At 68.0% G+C, this 15,377-nt stretch carries 18 protein-coding genes and 1 tRNA gene; 7 read left to right on the top strand and 12 right to left on the bottom strand.

All coding sequences use genetic code 11. The features are described from left to right. Window positions 1–3 precede the first annotated feature (3 nt). Window positions 4–1,443 carry an HAD-IB family hydrolase gene (locus tag ACFU5V_RS05560; protein ID WP_378436705.1) on the top strand — a complete coding sequence of 480 codons (1,440 nt, stop codon included), beginning with the start codon at window positions 4–6 and terminating at the stop codon, window positions 1,441–1,443. A gap of 6 nt (window positions 1,444–1,449) precedes the next feature. On the opposite strand, the gene ACFU5V_RS05555 is transcribed toward ACFU5V_RS05560, so the two are convergent. Next, window positions 1,450–1,746, bottom strand: coding sequence for a hypothetical protein (locus tag ACFU5V_RS05555; protein ID WP_378697461.1), 297 nt, complete (start codon window positions 1,744–1,746; stop codon window positions 1,450–1,452). Between the two features lie 222 nt (window positions 1,747–1,968). Here ACFU5V_RS05555 and ACFU5V_RS05550 point away from each other — a divergent pair, with 222 nt between their 5' ends. Next, on the top strand, window positions 1,969–2,598 hold the full coding sequence (locus ACFU5V_RS05550) for a hypothetical protein (RefSeq protein ID WP_378436709.1): 630 nt from the start codon (window positions 1,969–1,971) through the stop codon (window positions 2,596–2,598). A 3-nt stretch (window positions 2,599–2,601) separates the two neighbouring features. On the opposite strand, the gene ACFU5V_RS05545 is transcribed toward ACFU5V_RS05550, so the two are convergent. Together ACFU5V_RS05545 and ACFU5V_RS05540 are read right to left on the bottom strand one after the other, a co-directional pair. Then, complete coding sequence (locus ACFU5V_RS05545; RefSeq protein WP_378436712.1) at window positions 2,602–3,441, bottom strand: SDR family oxidoreductase; 840 nt, start codon at window positions 3,439–3,441, stop codon at window positions 2,602–2,604. 140 nt (window positions 3,442–3,581) lie between these two features. After that, window positions 3,582–3,725, bottom strand: coding sequence for a hypothetical protein (locus tag ACFU5V_RS05540; protein WP_005561362.1), 144 nt, complete (start codon window positions 3,723–3,725; stop codon window positions 3,582–3,584). Between the two features lie 642 nt (window positions 3,726–4,367). On the opposite strand from ACFU5V_RS05540, the gene ACFU5V_RS05535 reads away from it, so the two are divergent. Together ACFU5V_RS05535 and ACFU5V_RS05530 are read left to right on the top strand one after the other, a co-directional pair. Further along, a complete protein-coding gene (locus tag ACFU5V_RS05535; protein WP_005238699.1) occupies window positions 4,368–4,784 on the top strand; it encodes a helix-turn-helix domain-containing protein in 417 nt (138 codons plus the stop codon). Window positions 4,785–4,917: 133 nt separating this feature from the next. Next, the gene (locus tag ACFU5V_RS05530; protein WP_378697459.1) at window positions 4,918–6,336 is read left to right on the top strand and encodes a glucose-6-phosphate dehydrogenase (NADP(+)); all 1,419 of its coding nucleotides are present in this window, start codon (window positions 4,918–4,920) and stop codon (window positions 6,334–6,336) included. 21 nt (window positions 6,337–6,357) lie between these two features. On the opposite strand, the gene ACFU5V_RS05525 is transcribed toward ACFU5V_RS05530, so the two are convergent. The 9 genes from ACFU5V_RS05525 to ACFU5V_RS05485 form a co-directional block, all read right to left on the bottom strand. After that, window positions 6,358–7,371: a hypothetical protein gene (locus ACFU5V_RS05525; protein WP_378697457.1), complete on the bottom strand. Its 1,014-nt coding sequence runs from the start codon at window positions 7,369–7,371 to the stop codon at window positions 6,358–6,360. Continuing rightward, entirely contained in the window at window positions 7,371–7,871 is a 501-nt protein-coding gene (locus tag ACFU5V_RS05520; protein WP_095861224.1) for an ImmA/IrrE family metallo-endopeptidase, read from the bottom strand. Before ACFU5V_RS05520 ends, ACFU5V_RS05525 begins: the two co-directional genes overlap by 1 nt. 2 nt (window positions 7,872–7,873) lie before the next feature. After that, complete coding sequence (locus ACFU5V_RS05515) at window positions 7,874–8,788, bottom strand: cell surface protein (protein WP_378697455.1); 915 nt, start codon at window positions 8,786–8,788, stop codon at window positions 7,874–7,876. Between the two features lie 258 nt (window positions 8,789–9,046). Beyond that, complete coding sequence (locus ACFU5V_RS05510; RefSeq protein ID WP_378442181.1) at window positions 9,047–9,256, bottom strand: hypothetical protein; 210 nt, start codon at window positions 9,254–9,256, stop codon at window positions 9,047–9,049. 62 nt (window positions 9,257–9,318) lie between these two features. After that, window positions 9,319–9,391, bottom strand: a tRNA-Ala gene (locus ACFU5V_RS05505). Between the two features lie 97 nt (window positions 9,392–9,488). Further along, on the bottom strand, window positions 9,489–10,229 hold the full coding sequence (gene glpR, locus ACFU5V_RS05500) for a gephyrin-like molybdotransferase receptor GlpR (RefSeq protein WP_378442183.1): 741 nt from the start codon (window positions 10,227–10,229) through the stop codon (window positions 9,489–9,491). Between the two features lie 320 nt (window positions 10,230–10,549). Further along, entirely contained in the window at window positions 10,550–11,185 is a 636-nt protein-coding gene (locus ACFU5V_RS05495; protein WP_015889441.1) for a GNAT family N-acetyltransferase, read from the bottom strand. Window positions 11,186–11,231: 46 nt separating this feature from the next. Continuing rightward, complete coding sequence (gene glp, locus ACFU5V_RS05490) at window positions 11,232–12,491, bottom strand: gephyrin-like molybdotransferase Glp (RefSeq protein ID WP_378697453.1); 1,260 nt, start codon at window positions 12,489–12,491, stop codon at window positions 11,232–11,234. A 19-nt stretch (window positions 12,492–12,510) separates the two neighbouring features. Continuing rightward, window positions 12,511–13,431 (bottom strand): UTP--glucose-1-phosphate uridylyltransferase, encoded by a 921-nt coding sequence (locus ACFU5V_RS05485; RefSeq protein ID WP_378441780.1) that lies wholly within the window; start codon window positions 13,429–13,431, stop codon window positions 12,511–12,513. A gap of 105 nt (window positions 13,432–13,536) precedes the next feature. Here ACFU5V_RS05485 and ACFU5V_RS05480 point away from each other — a divergent pair, with 105 nt between their 5' ends. The 3 genes from ACFU5V_RS05480 to ACFU5V_RS05470 all read left to right on the top strand — a co-directional run bounded on the left by ACFU5V_RS05480 (window position 13,537) and on the right by ACFU5V_RS05470 (window position 15,336). Continuing rightward, complete coding sequence (locus ACFU5V_RS05480) at window positions 13,537–14,136, top strand: 5-formyltetrahydrofolate cyclo-ligase (RefSeq protein ID WP_378697451.1); 600 nt, start codon at window positions 13,537–13,539, stop codon at window positions 14,134–14,136. Window positions 14,137–14,216: 80 nt separating this feature from the next. Then, on the top strand, window positions 14,217–14,525 hold the full coding sequence (locus ACFU5V_RS05475) for an FmdB family zinc ribbon protein (protein WP_378441785.1): 309 nt from the start codon (window positions 14,217–14,219) through the stop codon (window positions 14,523–14,525). Between the two features lie 97 nt (window positions 14,526–14,622). After that, on the top strand, window positions 14,623–15,336 hold the full coding sequence (locus ACFU5V_RS05470; protein ID WP_378697449.1) for an SAF domain-containing protein: 714 nt from the start codon (window positions 14,623–14,625) through the stop codon (window positions 15,334–15,336). Window positions 15,337–15,377: the final 41 nt, after the last annotated feature.

Raw genomic sequence — 15,377 nt, 5'->3', positions numbered from 1 at the left:
TAGATGAGCGATCTCCGCAGTCTCCACGACGACATTGCGGCCGCCGTGCCGGGCCCGGCCACCCTCGCGGCGTTCGACCTGGACGGCACGTTGATCAGCGGGTACTCCGCGAGCGTCGTCTACCGGGACCGCCTGCGGCGCTTCGACATCAGCGTGGCCGAGCTTCTCCGCACCACGAATGCCGCGGTGGAGACCCGATTCCGGGGCGCCGACGTCGGCAATCTGATGCGCATCGGTGTGCAGAGCCTGGCCGGGCGCATGGAGGACGAGATGCAGGAGTGGGGGCAGCGGCTGTTCCGGCAGGAGATCGCGAGGATGATCTTCTCGGAGGTCCGCGGCCTGCTCGCCGCGCACCGGCACGCCGGCCACCGGGTGGTGATGGCCACGTCCGCCACCCCGTATCAGGCGCTGTCGGTGGCCGCCGACCTCGACATCGAACCCGAGGACGTGCTGTGCACGCGGCCCGCGGTCCTGGACGGGATGCTCACCGGCAAGCTCGAATCGGCACCGCTGTGGGGACCGGCCAAGGCCGAGGCACTGCGCGAGTACGCCGACAAGCACGACGCCGATCTCGGTGACAGCTTCGCGTACTCCAACGGCGCGGAGGATGTTCCGATGCTGAAGTCGGTGGGACACCCCGTGGCGCTGAACCCCGACCGCAAACTGGCGGCCACCGCGCGGCAGAACGGGTGGCCGTCGGTGAATCTGCGACCTCCCGAGAGCGGCGCCGATCCGATGTCCATCGCCCGCACCACCACCGCGATCGGCGCGCTGATGGGTGCCGCGGCGTTCGGTGTCTCCGCGGGCCTGCTCACCCAGAACCGGCAGACCGGCGCCAACCTGGTCGGCAGCTTCGGACCGGATCTCGCCCTCGCGATCTGCGGCATCAACGTGCGCATCAAGGGCAGGGAGAACGCGTGGTCGGCCAGGCCCGCGGTCTTCATGTTCAATCACCAGAGTTCGCTCGACCTGCTGGTGATCGGCAGCGTCATCCGGCGCGACGTCACCGGCGTCGCGAAGAAGGAGGCCGCGCGCGACCCCCGGTTCATTCCCGTGGGCGCCCTCCTCGACGTCGCCTACATCGACCGGTCGGACAGTACCAAGGCGCGAGCGGCGCTCCGCCCGGCCGTGGACAAACTGCAGTCCGGCGTCTCCATCGCGATCGCCCCCGAGGGCACCCGCTCACCGTCCCCGCGGCTCGGCAAGTTCAAGAAAGGCGGATTCCACCTGGCGATGCAGGCGGGGGTGCCGATCGTGCCGATCGTCATCCACAACGCCGGCGAACGGATGTGGCGGAACTCGCTCGTCGCGCACCCCGGCACCGTCGACGTCGACGTCCTCGCGCCCGTGCCGACCGACGGCTGGGACCTCGCGGACCTCGACCGGCACGTCGACGAGGTGCGCACACTGTTCGAGGACTGCCTGCACGGCGGGCACCGCTGAAGAGTTCTACGTTCCGGCCTTCACACTGCCGGTGAAGAAGAACGGCGCCGTGGTGCCGAAGCAGAACACGGTCACGTTGGATCCCTTCGCGAATCCATCCAGCTTTCCGACGCCCGCCTTGAGGCCGAAGTTCGAATCCAGCCCGAAGCAGTTCCAGCTTTCCTTGTCCGGCACTTTGATGTCGATCCCGCCACTGGCGCCCGTACTGAGCGTCGGTGATGCCGTCGCCGGGCCTGCTCCGACGAGCATCACCGGAGCGATGACGGCCGAAGCGATTGCCGTGCGGAGTGCGATCTTGTTCATTGTGCTCACCTTCGTGTGTCGAGTCCCGACTCTTCGGCGAACGGTGATGCTCGGCGGCTGCGGGTGCAGCCACCGGTGCGGTCATCGATCGCCGCCTACTACGCATATCGCTCCGACACCCCCGAAAAGTTTCACGACCCGCGTAGTCGACTACGCGCGACGGGTCTCGGGCCGTACGCGAGAGTCGATGTACACCGGTGGAGCATCGATGGGAGCGAAACAGTGAGCGAGACCAAGAGCGCCGAACCTCTCGACCGAATAGCTGTGCGACGCCATCAATTTCGGCTCAGCATGCTGGTCGCCTCGATGGCCGTCGCCGGCACCCTGATCGGTTCCGTGTCCGGAGGGGCGTTCACACTGCTGAACACCTCGAATCAGGTGGAGGCGACGGTGAACCAGTCCTCGAACGAGTTCCTGCGAACACAGCGGCAGCAGATCTACACGGAGTTCCTCACCGCGGCCAACGAGGTGCGCACCACCGCGGGTTCGGTGTCGGTGGCATTCGACCACTTCGACGGCCCCGATCTCTCGGGCGTGATGCTCGAAATCCTCGGGCCGCTACCGCGGCAGAATATCGTGCTCGGCTCGAAGTTCGCGGCGGTGGAGTTGATCGGATCCGAGGCGGTGGTGGAATCGGCACGGCGAATGGTGGTCGAGTATCTGGCCGGCGCCGAGACGATCGGCTGGCTGAGCAACGACTTCGCGGCCGATGACGTCGTGTCGGCGGACGCCCTGTCCGCCCGTCAGCAGCAGTTCGCCGACCACTTCCAGGCCGGGACGAGCGCCCAGGACGACTTTCTCACCGCGGTGCGAGGCGAACTCGGCATCCCCGAGCGCGGTGACCTGCCGTAGCCGCTACAGGAACTTGCTGAACTGGTCGTTGGCCCGCTGCATCACGAAGTCGTACGGCGGCGAGAACTTGCGGGCCCACCAGTAGCCGAACCGGATGTCCGGCGACGTGTACACCAGGTACCGGTCCTTCTTGATGCCGGCGATGATGCAGGACGCGACCTTCTCGGGCGTGACGGCGCGCTTTTCGAACCGGTGGATCGCCTTCTGGATGCGCGGATCGTCACGGTCGACACCCGCGATCTCGACGGTGCCCACCAGCGGCGTCTTGACCGCGCCGGGAACCACGAGGCTGACGCCGATCCCGTGCCGTTTGAGATCGAACCGCAGGACCTCGGACACTCCGCGGAGCCCGAATTTGCTTGCGCTGTATGCCGCGTGCCACGGGAGCGCCAGGAGTCCGGCGGCGGAAGAGACGTTGACGAGGTGACCGCCGCGTCCCGCCCGAACCATCGGGGGCACGAAACTCTCGATGATGTGGATCGGACCCATCAGATTGACGTCGACCATCGATTTCCAGTGACGGTGCTCGAGATTCTCGACCGTCCCCCACGCGGAGATGCCGGCGACGTTCATCACGACGTCGAGGCTGCCGAACTGGTCGTGGACGTCGGCGGCGAATGCGGCAACCGTGTCGTAATCGGATACGTCGAGCGCACGCGAGAAACTGACGGTGCCCCCACCGCTACCGACTTGCTCGACCGTCTGCGCGAGGCCGACTTCGTTGATGTCGGTGAGGAACAGTTCGGCGCCGTCGGCCGCAGCCGCCAGGGCCGTCGCCTGCCCGATTCCACTACCTGCGCCCGTGATCAGGCACTTCTTGCCGTCCAGCGTCTTGATCGCCATAGCCGTGTGCGCCCCCGTCGTCACCGATCCGTGTCGGCTGGAAGTCTACGCACGCAATCTGATTGCGCGCACGCAACTGCGGCGGCGCACGTGCCCGGAAGAGACTCGAACCGGCCCTCGGCGGGCCGGTTCGTGACGGTTCACAACCGCTGGGTCATTTCTTCCTGATAGGTACGAATCGTCCTCTCGATCCCGTTGGCATCGTCGTCGTTTCCTCGGTGCCGGGCGTCGTCGGCGCGCTCGCGCAGAACTCGAATCGCCTTCCGAAGCTCGGCGTCACTCATTCTGTGTTCCATATCACAATCATCCCCGACGGCTTCGGTTTTGACCAGACTCGCAGGTCCGCCGCCGGTGCCGCACCCACCTGAGCTGGACAATCGTCCAGCTCACCGAGGCAGTCCCGCACCCGACTCGCGGCGGCGGAGGAGCGGAACGGCGACGCGAGGCCCGCCGCCCGTGCAGAAGGCCCCTCTTCACAGTAGTGTTCACCAAGCCCCGCGGGCCGCGAGCGACCTCCCGACGTTGCGATGCGCAACGCAACACATTAGCCCTGAACAGGGACTATGGGCGTGCCGACCCCACGCCGCACACCCCTGCAACGGTGCCAGCAAACTCTCAGTGATTGAAGCAGCAACCATGAAGTCGCGCCCCCGACCGCGCGCATCGATGCGAGCGCCACTCGGCCCACACCGGCCACTCCCTTGAACTTTCAACGGTAGACCGTGCGTGACGAGCGCAGAGGGACGTCGAAAAGCCGAGAACTCCCCCGCGAACGGCGCGTGGTGATTGAAACATATATGAGATAAGGCACGCTCGAGCGAACGACGTTTTGCCTCTATGTTCGTGAGTTATCAATCGGTTATCATCGTGGTACGGTGTCGTTCACACGACTGACGCGCGCACGAGAGAGGACCCGGCGGCTCACAATGGCAGATTTTGCTGCGCGGTTGAACAAGCTTTTCGACACGGTCCACCCTCCGGGACGTAAACCGCATACCAACGCTGAGGTCGCTGCTGCGCTGATCGCAGACGGACATCAGATCTCGAAGCCCTACATCTCCCAGCTCCGATCGGGGCAGCGCACCAATCCGTCCGACGAGACGGTCGCGGCATTCGCCCGCTTCTTCAAGGTGAAGCCCGACTACTTCTTCAACGACATCTACGCCGCGAAGATCGACCACGATCTCGAGCTTCTCTCGCAACTCCAGGGATACGGACTCCGCAAGCTCTCCAGCCGCGCGTTCGACCTCTCCGAGGAGTCGCAGAATCTGCTTACCACGATGGCCGAGAAACTCCGCGCCAGCGAGGGGTTACCGGAGGTCCCGCCGGACGCGTCGCGCTGACCACGAGAACCGTTGGGCGGCAACGGGTTCACAGCCGATCGTTTCGCAGATTCGTCTGGGACTCGCGGACGCGGGCCCGACGACACCACCGGATTGTCCTGCCCGGCGTGCCTCGGTGGCGCATGATGGAGCAATGGTTGACAGACCGCAGCTCGGTCCCACGATCTTCGTCCTCTTCGGTGCCACCGGAGACCTGTCCAAACGCATGGTCCTCCCCGCGTTCTTCCAACTCGCCCTCTCGGGGCTCCTGAACTCCGAGTGGATGCTGATCGGCACCGGGCGGGGCAACGTTTCCGACGATCAGTTCCGCGACCACGTGCGCGACGTCGTGAACCAGTTCGGGGTGCCGCACGACGACGCCGACTGGGAACCGTTCTCCCGGCGGCTGAGATTCGCAGGCGGCGGTTTCACCCCCGACAATCCGGGAACGCTCCCCGCGGCCGTGCAGCAGGCGCGGCAGGACCTCGGCGCGGCAGATGCGCAGCTGGTCCACTACCTGGCACTGCCACCGAGCACATTCGCCGAAACCACCCGCGCGCTCGGCGCCCACGATCTGGCCCGCGGCGCACGCGTCGTGTACGAGAAGCCGTTCGGGACTTCCCAGGAGGCGTTCACCGAACTCGACGAAGCCGTGCACCACGTCCTCGACGAGAAGCAGATCTATCGGATCGACCACTTCCTCGGCAAGGAGAGCACCCAGAACCTGCACATCCTGCGCTTCGCGAACGGGATGATCGAGGGCGTCTGGAACCGGGAGCACGTCGAGCAGATTCAGATCGACGTGCCCGAGACGCTCGACATCGACGACCGCGCCCGGTTCTACGACGCCACCGGCGCCGTCCTCGACATGCTCGTGACGCACCTGTTCCAGGTCGCCGCCGAGATCGCGATGGAACCGCCGGAGACATTGGGCGCCGACGATCTCCAATCGGCCCGGGAATCGGTGATCGGGGCGTTCCGGCCCCTGGACACGGCCGACGTGGTGCTCGGCCAGTACGAGGGATATCGCGACGTGGACGGTGTCGCCGACGATTCGACGACGGAGACGTTCGTCGCCGCTCGGTTGTGGGTCGACACGGACCGCTGGAGCGGGGTGCCGTTCCTCCTCCGCACCGGAAAGATGCTGGGCGTCAGCAAGCAACGGGTGAGCCTGGTCTTCCGCAGTCCCCGGGGCCCGCTCACCGACATTCCGCCGGACGGCGCCGTCCTGACGTTCGATCTGAAGGGGGACGGCGAGATCGACATCTCCATGGTCGTCAAGGAACCCGGGCCCGACGACAGCCTGTCGGTGGGCCACCTGGGACTGCCCCTCGACACGGTGCCGCTCGGCCACGCCCTGGCACCCTATTCGCGGCTCATCCTCGACGTCCTGCACGGCGACCGGTCGCTGTTCACGCGCCCCGACGGCCTGGCCCACGTCTGGACCGTCGCCGACGCGCTCCTGCGGGACCCTCCCCCGGCCAAGCCGTACCCCGCCGGATCCATGGGACCGCCCGAGGCAGAGGACCTCGCCGCGCCCTGCGGGTGGCTCGTCACCGGTACGCCGGACTGACGGTCTCACCGTCCGCTGCGGCTAGTCCGCAGCCGAGTCGGCGGTGTCCACCCTGGTGGGAGCCGGGGCCGACGTGCCGAATCCGGTGTACGCGTCCGCGAGTTCGAGCACCCATCTGCGCGGCGACATTCCTTGCGGCGGCGCGATCCATTCGGTGTCGAGGACGTCCGAGGCGATCGGGTCGTGGATCCAGCGCGCGAGAATCTCGGCGCGCTCGGCCGTCGATTCCGGAAGGTCCTGTTCGTCCGTGTCGAGCGTGCCGGCACCCGCCTGCAGGTACAGCGCATCCATGACGTGGGCGACGGCGTCGGAGGCGCGGAGGACGGTCGTGCTGCCCTTGCCGTCGCCGTCGACCACTTCGGGGAACCGGGTGACGAGCACCGAATGCAGGGTGTCCATGCGGCGCAGGTCCTGCCGCGCGCGCAGCCAGGTTTCGGCGAGCACCCACACGGTGCCGATCGACACGATCACCGCAGCGGCGGTGTACGCCGGCGACGAGCCGACGACCCACGTCTGCCCCGACAGTTCACGCACCAGTCCCACGACGGCTGCCGCCAGGACCGTCGCGGATCCGACGACGATCAGTGAAATTCCCCGGCCGAGCGGGGTCCACGCGACGTGCCGGCCGCCGGTCACGACCACCGCGGTCAGCGCGATCACGATGAACACCAGCGCGGGAACGGGAACTCCACCGGCAAGCCCGATTCCGAGCACGACGGCCAGGGTGTAGACGATCACGGCAACCGCGCGCAGCGCCGGACGCGGGAGTATCGGCCACACGGACACCGCGCCGACCGCGCTCGCGGCGGCGAACAGCGTCCACGCCAGTTCGAGGACGACCTCCGACAGCCCGGCCGTCGGGGCCGCGGTGTCGAGGCGACCCGCGATGTCCGGGACGGCCAGCGTCGACGCGATTGCCGCGCTGGACACCGCCACCACCATCGCCACGCGCAGCGGCGTCGGTTGACGCGCGGCGACCCGGCCGATCCGGGCACCCGCCGCCGTCCACACGACGAGCGCAATCAGCCAGCCCATCAGCCGATCGCCTCGTCGTATCGGAGCACGGACACGGGAGTACCGCGCCCCTGCATCGTCTTCAAGCGGATGAGCAGCATCGACGCGAACGTCTCGGCCTCCCATTCGGCCACCTCGTCGGACGGCTGTTCGTCTCCCCGCCGCCGCGACCGCTGGCTGAGCATGTAGGCGATCAGGTCGTCCCCGGCTTCGAGGGTCGCGGCCACGATCTCTGCGCCTTCGTGCCGAAACACGATGTGACCCAACTCGTGCGCGAGCGTGCGGTCGAGGTCCGGCAGGCCCGGCGCCAGCACGATCACGTCCCGGTCCGGGTACGCGCGCCGCTGGCCGCACACCCCGGGCGCCATCGGCTTCGTGAAATCGAGTTCGATGGCGCGCTGCCGTTCGCGGGCCACCGCGTCCACCACGTGCCGGAGCGTCACGGCCTCCGCTCTGGCCGCCGCGTCACACACCGCGTCCACGGCCGCCGCCACCCGACGATGAGATCTGTTCGCCCCCACGACTACACCCCTCCATTCGAAGCGGGCGGGAAGAATTCCGCCCGCGCGGCCGCGATGCGCGCCTGTTGTGCGCGAGCACCCTTGAAGGTCAGCGCACCCGCTCCGCCTGCGCAGCACAGCAGCACGCCGACCCCACCGAGAACGGTGATCGCGGGCAACGGCTCACTGTGGACCACCGGAACCATTCCCGGCGGCGCGGCAGCCGGATCACCCTGGCCGGGCGCCTGCGCGCCGGACGACTGTGTGTCGCTGCCCGGGTTCTCCCCTGCGGGCCGGTCCTGGGGCGCGGAATCAGTCGGACCGTTCGTACCCGGTCCTGCCACGGCGCCGGGACCTCCTGCCGGGACTCCCCCGGACGCCGGGGGTGCAGCAGGGCTCTCGGAGCCCGGGGCGGCAGCGGCGTCGGAACCCCCGTCTCCGGAACCGCCACCTCCGGATCCGTCGTCCCCGGAACCGTCGTCTCCGGACGTGTCCGGGCGCAGGACTTTCGGTTCGGCCGGGGGCGGCAACGTGATCGGACGAGGCGGCGCGACCACGACCCGGGACGTCGACGGAGTCGACGTCTCCGTGGGTTCGGCGGTCCCGGACGGTTCCGTGGTCCCGGAGGGCTCGCCGGTCTCGGACGGCTCCGTGGTCCCGGACGGCTCGGACGGCTTGGTGGGCTGGACCGTCTCGCTGGGTTCCTGTGTCTCGCTGGGCTCTCCGCCACCGCATCCGCGCCGGCTCTCGCACGGCGGATGGGGATGTTGGGGCTTGCCGCCGCCGGGGGACCCGGTGGAACCGCCTTCGCAGCGACCGCCGTCGCATTCGTGGTACTGCGGACCGGCAACGGCGTCGGACGGGAACGCCGAAACGGTGATCCAGGCGAGCCCGGACAAGAAGGCCACGGCCAGCCCGACCACGGTCAGCCTTCGCAAGACACGACGCGCGCTCACCATGCACCCCCCTCGTATTCACGACACGACACCACGTTCACGGCGACATCGCCGCTGTCATGGTAACGAGCGAATCGAGCGGAGGTGCTGGTGGTGCCGGTGTCGGGGGACCGGCACCACCAGCGATGCCCGAGCCAGGTGGGACTCGAGCAGCTTCGGAGAACCCCTACGGGCTCGGGGTTATCGCCTGGAGGTACGGATCGGTCGGGGCCGTCGCGACGTCGTCTGGCAGGCCGGAGTTCACAGAACGTTCACCAGCAACATCGTCGCGGTGATGGTCGCGACCACCGTCGCCGGCTCCAGGAACTTCGAGATTTTGCGCATTGCCTGCATGTATTTCCACCCCGTGCGATCGACCCCTTGATGACCTACGGACAGTACACAGCATTCAGTTACCTTTTGGCAAATTTCGGCCGGAATGTCGCCGTCGCGAACCGCCGACGACGGCACTCACCCGAGCCGGAACGCAGAAGAGGCACTCGCTCCGGATGGAGTGAGTGCCTCTTCTGGGGTGGAGCTGAGGGGAATCGAACCCCTGACCTCTTCGATGCGAACGAAGCGCGCTACCAACTGCGCCACAGCCCCGCGCGGATCCTGCGATCCGCTCGGCAAACTCTAGCAGGCAACCCGCGGAGGGAGCGAATCGCCTGCACCGACGTGGCTTTCGGCCCGGATCGGAGGGCTACTCACCGGCGGCCCGGCGCATGGTCGCCTGCTGCATCGGCTCGTCGTCGAAGTGCTCGAGATGATCGAATTCGGGGTCCTCGTCGTCCACCTCGAGGACGACGGCCCCCGGACGCCGCAACCGGGCGGGGACGAGCCGGAGTTCGTCGTCGCTCCGGGATTCGACGCCCAGCCTCGAGCGGTTGAGACGCGCGGTTCGGCGACGGCGGATCTCCTGCTCGATCTGGACCTGCCTGCGCAGGTACGCCATGTAGGCGACGAGACCGGCGACGCCCGCCGCGAACGCCCACCACATCAGCGGAGAGATGATCAGCCCGAGCGCCGCCGACATGATCGTCGCGAACACCAGCCCGAGAAGCGACCGCTGCCGAAATCCGTATCGGGCCTCGCGCGCGATCGCGTCGGCCTCGGGGTCGAAGCCGCCACGTCCCCGGCGCACCGGCACGTACTCACCGACCGGTGCCCGCTCACCGTCGAATTCGTCTTCCTCTGCGTGAGTGTCCACAAGGTCCTCCGCGTCGTAGCCGTAGTGGTCCGGTTCCGGTTGCCAGTACGGGTCGCTGCGGTGCCCTGCCGCGGGTCCACGCTGCACGGGACGTTCGTCGCCGCGGTGCAGCACGCGCGTCGCGAGTGCTGCGTCACTGGTTTGCCGAATCCGGGGGCGGTTGTTCACCAGCATCGGGACCAGGACGAAGAGCCACACGACGACGAGCCCGATCCAGAGAAACGAGTTCGGCATTCGGCGACCTCCTCCCAATCGTCTACCAGCATGGATACCGCTGTTGACCCATCCAGGCTAACCGCATGAACACGCACATCTTCGCAGACGCGCCGATCTCACCATACTCAGGTGTCACATGCGTAACGCGGAAATGTGGCGCTCGGCATGCCCCGAGGGGCGAAGGAAACGATCGGGCAAAGACTCGCCGAAAGCCGAGTCCCGGTCGGGGCGCTTTGATACCGTCAGATAACTGCCGCATAGCTGGACATTTGTCCATGTCCGATTCGGCGGACATTCTCCGGTTGGCTTTGCCGGTCACGCCCAGACGGCGGCGGCGATCATGCCCAGGTGGCTTTGCCACTCCGCACGAGCGAATCCGCCACCGTGCCGGGCACGTCCTCGACGGTCATACCGACCAGAATGTGGTCACGCCACTGCCCGTCGACGTCCAGGTAGCGCGCGAGCAGACCCTCCTCGCGGAAGCCGACGTTGCGGAGCACCGCCTGGCTCGCCAGGTTCTCCGGGCGCACGGTGGCCTCCACACGGTGCAGACCCACGGGTCCGAAGGCATGATCGAGTCCCAGAGCGAGCGCACCCGTGGCCACGCCGAGCCCGTTGACGTCACTGGCCACCCAGTAACCGATCCACGCAGAGCGGAGTGCACCCCGCACCACGTTGCCGATCGTGATCTGGCCGCAGAAATTGCCGTCGAGTTCGATGGCCATCGGCAGCATCCGGCCCTTCCGCGCCTCCGAACGCAGACTGCTGCACAGCCCCGGCCATCCCGAAATATGGTGGCGCGCTTCCCAGGGCGCCTCCCCCGTCGGCTCCCACGGTTCGAGGTGCGCGCGGTCGCGGGTGCGCAGGCGGCTCCACGCGGCCGCGTCACGCAACCTGATGGCGCGCACCGTGACGACGCCACCCTTCACCCGCAGGGGCCCGAGATGCGGCGGCCAACCCGGATGCTGCGTCATCCCGCCTCACACCGATGCTGTGTCATCTCGTTCTCACACTGCGTCATCAGCCACGCTGCGCCAGGAACGCCACGTCGACCTGGTCACCCGTCCGCACCTCGGTGATCTCGGGGTCGATGAGGACCAGGCAATTGGCCTCGGCCAGTGTGGCGAGCAGGTGCGAAGACGCGCCCGGCGCCCCGCCGAGCGCTTGGACGAGGTACTCCCCCGTCGCCTCGTCACGCATGAGCTGACCCCGCAGGAAACCCTTGCGGTTCTCGATGGACGTGATGGGCGCGACGGTGCGGGCGGTGACGACGCGGCGCATCGGCTGCCTGCGACCCAGTGCGATGCGGATCAGCGGGCGCACCATCACCTCGAACACCACGAGGGCGCTCACCGGATTGGACGGGAGCAGGAACGTCGGAACCTCGTCCCGGCCGAGCTGACCGAAACCCTGGACCGACCCCGGGTGCATCGCGACCCGGTCGACCTCGAGGTTTCCGAGATCGGCGAGCGCGTCCCGCACGTCCTCGGAGGCGCCGCCGCCGACCGCACCCGCGATGACGACGATCTCGGACCGGATCAGCTGGCCCTCCACCACCTCGCGCAGGCGACGCGCGTCGGCGTTCGCGATACCGACCCGGTTGACGTCGGCGCCGGCGTCGCGGGCGGCGGCCGCCAGCGCGTAGGAGTTGACGTCGTATACCTGACCGGGTCCCGGGGTCCGGTCGACGTCGACGAGTTCGCCACCGACCGAGATGACGGACAGCCGGGGCCGGGGATGGACGAGCACCTTGTCGCGTCCCACCGCGGCCAGCAAACCCACCTGGGCGGCGCCGATGATGGTGCCTGCACGGACTGCGACGTCGCCGGGCTGCACGTCGTCACCGGCGCGGCGCACGTAGTCGCCGGAGCGGACCGGTTTGTAGATCTTGACGCGGGCTCGGCCGCCGTCGGTGCGGTCGAGCGGGAGGACGGCGTCGGCGAGCGTCGGGAGCGGAGCACCGGTGTCGACCTTGACCGCCTGACGGGGCTGCAGCCGGATCGGCTGCCGTGAACCCGCCGTGACCTCACCGACCACGGGAAGGGACAGTTCCACGGGAGCACCGTCGTCGTCCCGGATGTCGGTTCCGGCAGCCTGGACGTCGACGCTACGGACGGCGTAACCGTCGATGGCGGCCTGGTCGAACCCGGGCAGCGGCCGCTCGGTGACCACTTCTTCGGCACACAGCAGCCCCTGGGCTTCGGAGATCGCCACACGGACCGGCCGCGGCGCCACCGCGGCCGCGGTCACGATCGTCTGTTGCTCCTCGACCGACCGCAAGTTCTTGCCTCCCGAGCTTCTAGGATTCCGTCCGCTTCAATCGGTCGATCAGCCATTCGCGCAACGACGGGCCGTACTCTTCCATGTCCAACGCAAAGTCAACCGCAGCGCGGAGGTAGCCGCCGGGATTTCCGAGATCGTGTCTCGTGCCTCGGTGCACGACGACGTGAACGGGGTGGCCTTCCTTGATGAGGAGGGCGATGGCGTCGGTGAGCTGGAGTTCGCCGCCGGCGCCGGGCTCGATTTGCCGCAGCGCATCGAAGATCGCGCGGTCGAGGAGGTAGCGGCCTGCCGCCGCGAACGTGGACGGGGCGTCCTCGATGGCCGGCTTCTCGACCATGCCGGTGACCTTGAGGACGTCCGGATTGACGGCGTCGGGCACCGTCTCGACCTCGAAGACGCCGTACGCGCTCACCTGGTCCTTGGGGACGTCGATGGCGCAGAGGACGGTGCCGCCGCGCTTGCGACGGACCCGGGACATCGTCTCGAGCACTCCGCGCGGCATCACGAGGTCGTCCGGGAGGAGTACGGCGATGGCGTCCTCGTCGTCGTCGAGGACCGACTCCGCGCAGCCGACCGCGTGACCGAGGCCGAGGGGCTGGTCCTGGACGACGGACTCCACTTCGAGCAGGCCGGGAGCCTTGCGCACCTTTTCGAGCAGGTGGTACTTGCCGCTGGCCTCGAGCTTGCTCTCGAGGACGAGGTCTTCGACGAAGTGGGCGACCACTCCGTCCTTACCGGGCGACGTGACGATCACGAGCCGGCCGGCACCCGAATCGGCGGCTTCCCCGGCCACGAGTTCGATACCTGGGGTATCGACGACCGGGAGCAGCTCTTTCGGCACGGTCTTGGTCGCGGGGAGGAATCGCGTCCCCATTCCCGCTGCGGGCACGACAGCCGTGCGAAAGGCGCTGGCGGTGTGCGGGGCGGCGTCTGTCATGCCCACACCTTAACTGTGCGGACCTACCAGTCAGTCACCAAGATCCTGTCAGCTACCTCCCGGAACCCGTCGGAGACGCTCTCGGGCCGGCTCTAAGGTTGGGGCATGCACGCACGAACGAAGGACGAGTGGCGGCAGTTGGTGCTCACCGGGCGGCGTGCGCTGACCCCTGAACTCCGCACCGCCGAAGACCAGGCGATCGTCGCGCTCGTCACACGGGAAGTCGCCGGCGGATCGACCGTCTGCGCCTACGTCCCCACCGCGCTCGAGCCCGGGTCGCTGGACTTCCTCGACGCCCTCCGACGGGTCGCCGGACGCGTCCTCGTACCCGTCACCCGCGGTCCCGGCCCGCTCTACTGGTCCGAGTTCACGGGCGCGGACGGTCTCGCCGACGCGAGTTACGGCCTGCGCGAGCCCACCGGGCCGGTGCAGGAACCCGACGAGATCCGTTCGGCCGATACCATTTTCGTTCCCGCACTGGCCGTCGATCGACGGGGCGTGCGACTCGGCCGCGGCGCAGGTTTCTACGACCGGACTCTCGGGCTCGCCGCCCCCGGCGCACGGCTGATCACGGTGGTCCGTGACGAGGAACTGGTGTCCGAGCTGCCGGAGGATCCCCACGACGTACGGATGGGATGGGCTCTCACCCCCGGCTCGGGACTCGTCGCACTCGGCGAACAACGGGGAACGGACGGTCCGGAATAGTTCTCTGATTAGCGTTGTTGGCACTGTCGACTGTAGAGTGCTAAAACCTGCGGTTTGACTACACAGTGCGGAGGAACCCAGTGCCCACTTACTCATATGCGTGCACGGAATGCGACAACCGTTTCGACATCGTCCAGTCGTTCAGCGATAACTCCCTGACCGTCTGCCCCGCATGCTCGGGCAAGCTTCGCAAGCTGTTCAACTCCGTCGGCATCGTTTTCAAGGGCAGCGGTTTCTACCGCACCGACAGCCGCGGCACGTCCGGAGCGGCCAGCGAGCCGGCCAAGACCGATTCCGCCCCCGCAGCCAAGTCGGAAAGTTCGGCGACGGCCTCGTCCAGCTCGACGAGCACCGCGACCGCCGCGCCGGCCAAGGCTGCTGCCAGCTAGTTCTCGCGCTTCCGCGGGTTATCCACAACTTCTCGTCCATCCACAGGCGGGCCCGTTCGGCGTACCTACGGGCCTGCCGGTCTCCTAGCGTCGAACCATGTCGTTCGACCCTGCCCAGACCGGTCACCGCCGATCGAACCGTGCCCATCGAAGCCTGAGCCCGTCGTGGGCAGACCGGCTGTCGGATCTCACCCATCCCGGTTGGGCCCGCACCGTCGCCGCCAGACGCGTCCTGGCCGCCGCACTCGTCTGCCTCGCGCTGGCCCTCCTCGCCCGCGGGGACCCCGGCTCCGCCCGCTCCGCGGTCGTGGTGGCCGCGCGAGATCTGCAACCCGGCGTCGTCCTCACGGACGCCGACGTGAAACTGGTCGAGTTCGAAGCCGGGAGCCTGCCCGACGGCGCCGTCACTGCTCTGGCGGACGTAAACGGACGCACCCTCGCCGGACCGACCCGCGCCGGTGAAGCCCTCACCGACGTCCGGGTACTGGGCCCCCGTCTGGCCGCTGCCGCAGCGGGCATGGACGACGCCCGGATCGTCCCCGTCCGACTCGCCGACCCCGCCGTCACGGAACTCCTCCGTGAGGGCGATCGCGTCGACGTGCTCACGGTCGATCCCGGCACACCGTCGAATCCGGACCGGCGGTCCGGAGCCACCGTCCTGGCATCCCATGCCGTCGTCGTGCTGGTGACTCCCTCCGAGAACGGACGTGACCAGCGAGAACGGGTGGTGATGCTGGCGCTTCCGGCCTCCGACGCCACGACGGTGGCCGCGGCATCCCTCACGAACGCGATCACCGTGACCTTTCAGTGACCCGCCGCGCCGCGGGTCACTGATCTAGGCTTTTCCGGGAG

Origin of the sequence: Rhodococcus sp. NPDC057529 (assembly GCF_042802055.1) — a bacterium.
Taxonomy (GTDB): Bacteria; Actinomycetota; Actinomycetes; order Mycobacteriales; family Mycobacteriaceae; genus Rhodococcus_F.
The sequence above is the reverse complement of the archived record's forward strand: the minus strand, read 5'-3'. Positions and strand labels throughout refer to the sequence as shown.

Coding starts and splice junctions, on each gene's coding strand:
- glpR (WP_378442183.1), bottom strand. CDS start 10,229: ATGCCGAACTCGTTTCTCTGGATCGGGCTCGTCGTCGTGTGGCTCTTC.
- ACFU5V_RS05540 (WP_005561362.1), bottom strand. CDS start 3,725: ATGAGTGACGCCGAGCTTCGGAAGGCGATTCGAGTTCTGCGCGAGCGC.
- ACFU5V_RS05555 (WP_378697461.1), bottom strand. CDS start 1,746: ATGAACAAGATCGCACTCCGCACGGCAATCGCTTCGGCCGTCATCGCT.
- ACFU5V_RS05545 (WP_378436712.1), bottom strand. CDS start 3,441: ATGGCGATCAAGACGCTGGACGGCAAGAAGTGCCTGATCACGGGCGCA.
- ACFU5V_RS05480 (WP_378697451.1), top strand. CDS start 13,537: ATGCACGCACGAACGAAGGACGAGTGGCGGCAGTTGGTGCTCACCGGG.
- ACFU5V_RS05470 (WP_378697449.1), top strand. CDS start 14,623: ATGTCGTTCGACCCTGCCCAGACCGGTCACCGCCGATCGAACCGTGCC.
- ACFU5V_RS05535 (WP_005238699.1), top strand. CDS start 4,368: ATGGCAGATTTTGCTGCGCGGTTGAACAAGCTTTTCGACACGGTCCAC.
- ACFU5V_RS05525 (WP_378697457.1), bottom strand. CDS start 7,371: ATGGGCTGGCTGATTGCGCTCGTCGTGTGGACGGCGGCGGGTGCCCGG.
- ACFU5V_RS05530 (WP_378697459.1), top strand. CDS start 4,918: ATGGTTGACAGACCGCAGCTCGGTCCCACGATCTTCGTCCTCTTCGGT.
- ACFU5V_RS05495 (WP_015889441.1), bottom strand. CDS start 11,185: ATGACGCAGCATCCGGGTTGGCCGCCGCATCTCGGGCCCCTGCGGGTG.
- ACFU5V_RS05560 (WP_378436705.1), top strand. CDS start 4: ATGAGCGATCTCCGCAGTCTCCACGACGACATTGCGGCCGCCGTGCCG.
- ACFU5V_RS05485 (WP_378441780.1), bottom strand. CDS start 13,431: ATGACAGACGCCGCCCCGCACACCGCCAGCGCCTTTCGCACGGCTGTC.